The sequence below is a fragment of the Acidithiobacillus sp. TH-A35 genome, assembly GCF_057473505.1.
In genome coordinates this window covers 1-4630 of sequence record NZ_JBYCKR010000030.1, presented here as the reverse complement: position 1 = coordinate 4630, position 4630 = coordinate 1, and the positions used below count along the sequence as shown (strand labels likewise).

The 4630-nt window shown below is 57.9% G+C and carries 4 protein-coding genes and 1 tRNA gene; 2 read left to right on the top strand and 3 right to left on the bottom strand.

The genetic code is table 11. The features are described 5' to 3' along the window. On the bottom strand, positions 1 to 485 hold a 485-nt coding region (locus tag AC2VNK_RS01460; protein ID WP_486882546.1), incomplete at its 3' end, for a YidH family protein. 211 nt (positions 486 to 696) lie between these two features. Here AC2VNK_RS01460 and AC2VNK_RS01455 point away from each other — a divergent pair. Beyond that, positions 697 to 771, top strand: a tRNA-Val gene (locus tag AC2VNK_RS01455). Between the two features lie 54 nt (positions 772 to 825). Here AC2VNK_RS01455 and mutS read toward each other — a convergent pair. Together mutS and AC2VNK_RS01445 are read right to left on the bottom strand one after the other, a co-directional pair. Then, entirely contained in the window at positions 826 to 3366 is a 2541-nt protein-coding gene (gene mutS, locus AC2VNK_RS01450; protein ID WP_486882545.1) for a DNA mismatch repair protein MutS, read from the bottom strand. A gap of 115 nt (positions 3367 to 3481) precedes the next feature. Continuing rightward, positions 3482 to 4180: a Bax inhibitor-1/YccA family protein gene (locus AC2VNK_RS01445; RefSeq protein WP_486882544.1), complete on the bottom strand. Its 699-nt coding sequence runs from the start codon at positions 4178 to 4180 to the stop codon at positions 3482 to 3484. 231 nt (positions 4181 to 4411) lie between these two features. Here AC2VNK_RS01445 and AC2VNK_RS01440 point away from each other — a divergent pair. After that, on the top strand, positions 4412 to 4630 hold a 219-nt coding region (locus AC2VNK_RS01440; protein WP_486882543.1), incomplete at its 3' end, for a 3'-5' exonuclease family protein.

The window sequence follows — 4630 nt, the reverse complement described above, 5'->3', positions numbered from 1 at the left end:
GTGCGAATGAAGTTGATACCACCAATCACCAGATTGGTGACCCCGAGAAGAATGAAAACAATGCCCATCCCGGAAAAACCTGCTCCCGTCACGAGTTTGGTATGGAGCATGAGGGAGAGCTGCTCCAGAAAGAAGTCGAACTTCTCAATGACGAAACCAAAGGCGATCAGGCCGATGCCTGTGCGCACCCAAGCCAGGAAGGTGCGTTCGGCGGCCATGTAAATGCGCGGATCAATGATTTCTTTCGCAGCCACGGGAGGTCCTTTTCCGATGTGTTCCAAGTCTGACATAAAACGAAATCCTACCACAAAAATTAGGATGATGGCGGGCCAACTGAGCCAATAGAAAGTTTCAGTAAAAAAGTCTCCCAGCGTGGCGTAGTGGAGCGCCTTAAACAGCATCGCCAGACGTGCAGAGACCAGGCCGGTACCTATAGAGACGAAGAGGAGCTTGAAATAGCCCAGGTAGGTGCGCTCCAAGGCCATGTAAAGACGCGGTTCCTGCACCGTCGGCAGGTGTCTCAGGAACATCATGACTAAGGTAACCGTCTTTGGTGGGACATTGGGTGCGCGATATGGGCTAAGACCGGAGCGCAGTGTAACGTGAAAAAATGGGTGTGAGAAGATCAAAAAATGATTGACCCTGATGCCTTTGATTGGTATTTTGTGCCCTCTCCAGATGAGAGGCACTCATTTTGGGCGGTTAGCTCAGTGGTAGAGCACTGCCTTCACACGGCAGGGGCCAGTGGTTCGAACCCACTACCGCCCACCAAATAAACAGTGGCTTGGCAAGAAATGCCAGGCCGTTTTTTTGTCATCACCCGGTTTACCGCGCCAATTCTTTGAGTGCGTAGAGCAAATCCAAGGCCTGCCTGGGGCTGAGTTGGTCCGGTTCCATCTGACTTAATCGATGCACCGCCGGATGCGGAGCGGCCTGGAAGAGGGACAACTGGGCGGGCGCTGTATTGCGGGTTGGCTGCTGGGCGGTTTCTTCCAGTAGACTGAGCCGATGGCGGGCGCGTTGCACGACTGGGTCAGGAATCCCGGCAAGCTTGGCAACCGCCAGTCCGTAGCTCTGCGCGGCCGGGCCACCCTCCACCCGATGCAGGAATACGACTTGATCCCCTTGTGTCAAGGCGTCGAGATGGGCGTTACGCAGGCCAGGAAGATCCATCTCCGTCAATTCAAAATAGTGGGTGGCGAAGAGCGTGCAGGCGCCCCGTTCCACCAGTGCTTCGGCCGTGGCCCAGGCGATGGAGAGACCGTCATAAGTGGCGGTGCCCCGCCCGATTTCATCTAGGATCACCAGGCTTTGTGCCGTAGCGAGATGGAGGATGCGCGCTGTTTCGCTCATTTCCACCATGAAGGTGGAGCGACCACCGGCCAGATCGTCGGCAGCACCGATGCGGGTGAAAATCTGGTCGATGGGGCCAATGATGGCTTCGCGGGCAGGCACCCAGCTGCCGATGTGGGCGAGCAGGACGATGAGCGCTGTTTGCCGCATGTAGGTGGATTTGCCGCCCATATTGGGACCGGTGATAAGCAGCATCCGCTGCTCTTTATCAAAATCGAGATCGTTGGGCACGAAATTACTGCCGATCTGGGCTTCTACGACGGGATGGCGGCCGTCGCGGATGTGTAAAACCGATTCTGTGACGAAATGCGGGGCATACCAGTGCAGGGTGATGGCGCGTTCAGCCAGCGTGCTGAGACCGTCCAGTTCGGCGACGGCGGTCATGGCGTCTTGCAGGGCCGGCACTTCGGGGGCCGCCGCTTCCAGGACTCGCATGAAGAGCAGGCGCTCCCGGCTCAGGGCCAGACTCTCTGCCGAGAGGGCCTGATCTTCGATTACTTTCAGGGCGTCATTGATGTAGCGTTCCGCGTTCTTGGTGGTTTGGCGGCGGCGATAGTCGTCGGGAATGGGCCCTTGGTAGCTGCGGCTGATTTCGATGTAAAAGCCATGCACCCGGTTGAACTGGATTTTAAGTTGGGCGATGCCGGTGCGCTGGCGTTCCTGCTGCTCCAGATCACGCAGCACCTCCTGCAAATTCTGGCTGAGCTGCTGCAGTCGATCTAACTCGGCATCGTGGCCTGCACGAATGTAGCCACCATCCCGCTGGGTCATGGGCGGGGCATCCACTAAGGACTCTTCCAGCAGCGTGCGGAGGGCGGCAAAGAGCGGTATGCGCTCCTGATAAGCAGTTAGTGCAGGATGCCCTGTTTCTTCGAAGGCGGCGCGCAGCGTGGGTAGCGCCTGCAAGGTGCTGCGGAGTTGGGCGAGATCACGGGGGCTCGCCCTATTCAGGGCGACGCGGGTGAGAATGCGTTCCGCGTCCGCGATACCGTGCAAGGCCTTCTGAATGGCAACCGGCCCGCTGCCTTGGGTGAGCGCTGCGACGACTTCCTGACGGGCCGCAAGCACGGGTCCCTGGCGTAGTGGTCGCAGAAGCCAGCGACGGAGCAAGCGGGCGCCCATAGCCGTCTGGGTTTTTTGCAACAAGGTGAGCAAAGTGGGACCATTCCCTTGTAGGCTTTCCACCACTTCCAATGCCCGCAAGGCGGTCGCGTCCAGATAGAGCTCTTCTTCAGTGCGCTCCGGATGAATTCGTTGAACTTGGGTCAGGCTGCTGCGTAGTTGGGTCTCGGCATAATTCAGGAGTGCGGCGGCGGCGCGTAAGGCGAGGGGCCAGTCATTGCACCCGAAACTCGCCAGTCGTCCCCCAAAATAGCGTTCAAGTACTGCCTCGGTGCGCCGAGTTTGAAAGCCGGTTTTCTCCAGGAGTTGCAATTTTTGCGGGTCGATTCCGACTGGAAGCGACGTCTCTTCCGGGGCAATGATTTCTGCGACGGGACGCCGCGCTATGGTATCTGCGATGGCGGTGTCGGCTACCTCACTCACCATGAGGCGTCCTCCGGCGGCATCCAGCCAGGCCAGGCCACAACGCGGACCGTCCGGACAGAGGGCCAGGAGCAGAGGCTCCTGGCCGGCATCCAATAAGGCACCGTCAATGATGGTACCGGGGGTGATGACCCGCACGATGGCGCGTTCCACAGGACCTTTGGCAGTGGCAGGATCGCCAATCTGCTCACCGATGGCCACCCGTTCGCCCAGACGCATCAGTTTCGCGAGATAGCCATCTATGCTCTGGACGGGTACCCCCGCCATAGGAATAGCCTGTCCTGCGCTCTGTCCGCGGCTGGTGAGGGTGATGCCGAGGAGGCGGGCGGCTTTTTCAGCATCGTCAAAGAATAGCTCGTAGAAATCCCCCATGCGATAGAAAAGCAGCGCATCCGGGCATTGTTCCTTCAGCCCGAAATACTGGCGCATCATGGTGGTGTGGTTTTGCAGAGAGGTGGAATCAGTCATGGTTTATAAAACGGGAAAAGGCGATGTCTGACATCCCCGGTGGCGACATGGCAAATAGTGCTTGCCATGCTTTCAGAAAATCGTCCTTCCCACCGATGCAGGAAGGACGCGGTAATCAATCGCGACTGCCCCCAAAGATTTCGAGCAACGCCATGAAGAGGTTGATGATGTCCAGATAAAGCCCGACCACCAGCAGGACCGGCTCCTGAATGCCGCCGCGGATCATGCGCTGGGTGTCAAAAAGGATCAGGCCGCTGAAGACCAGCACCAGCACACCGGCGATGGCTAATTGGAGGGCCGGGAGGTGAAGCAGAAACATATTCAGCAGAGACACCACGATGGCCAGCACCAGGCCGGTGATCAGGAAGCCGCCGATGTTGCTGAAATCCCGTCGGGTGGTCAGGGCATACGCGGACAGTCCAACAAACATGGCTGCGGTAGTACCCAAGGCCTCGGCGATGATTGAGGCGCCACCCGGCATCCGCAGATACATCTCAATGGCCGGACCCATCATCATGCCCATGCCACCGGCGAACAGGAAAACCAGCGGAACCGCAAAGGGACTGCGGTGGGCGCCAGTGTACTGCACTGCAAAGAGCAGGGCGAAGGAGCCGATCATCAGGATGAAGGGATGCTGGTAGGCGAATGCCGAGTGCATGCCATACACAGAGGCAATGGCAGACACCACGAGCGTGGCCGCGAGCAGCGCATAGGTTTTGCCCATGAGTGCGCCGATAGATGTGCCTCTGCTGGCCCCCGCCGGATTCATACTGTCCGGAAACTGGTATGGGTTCTGATTCTGGTCCTGGTTCATGTCTGACTCCTGTGAACGAACACGCTGGCATGATAACGTAAATTATGTTTTTTTGCTCCTCTCTTTAATGAATGGGGTTGCTGGATGAAAAAAGCAACGTCTGGATAAAGTACTCGTACAAACAATGAGATGTTGTGTTTTCCGTAGGGTTCCACCGGGCATTGGCGCTTGCCCATTGCGAAGCAGGCATTTACCCTGCATCTTTTCGCCGGATCCGGGATGAGGTTTTGCATGCGCGCATTGATTTTTGATACCGAAACGACGGGCCGTGTGGAGCCTGATCTGATTGAGGCAGCCTGGCTGGCGGTGAGCGATCTGAAGACGCTGGAGGTGGAGGAACAATTCGTGCAGCGTTACCGACCGGCCAAGCCCATTGAGATGGGAGCGATGGCGGTACACCATATTCTCGAGGAAGATCTGCTGGAAAGCCCGCCCGCCAGCAGCTTTCAG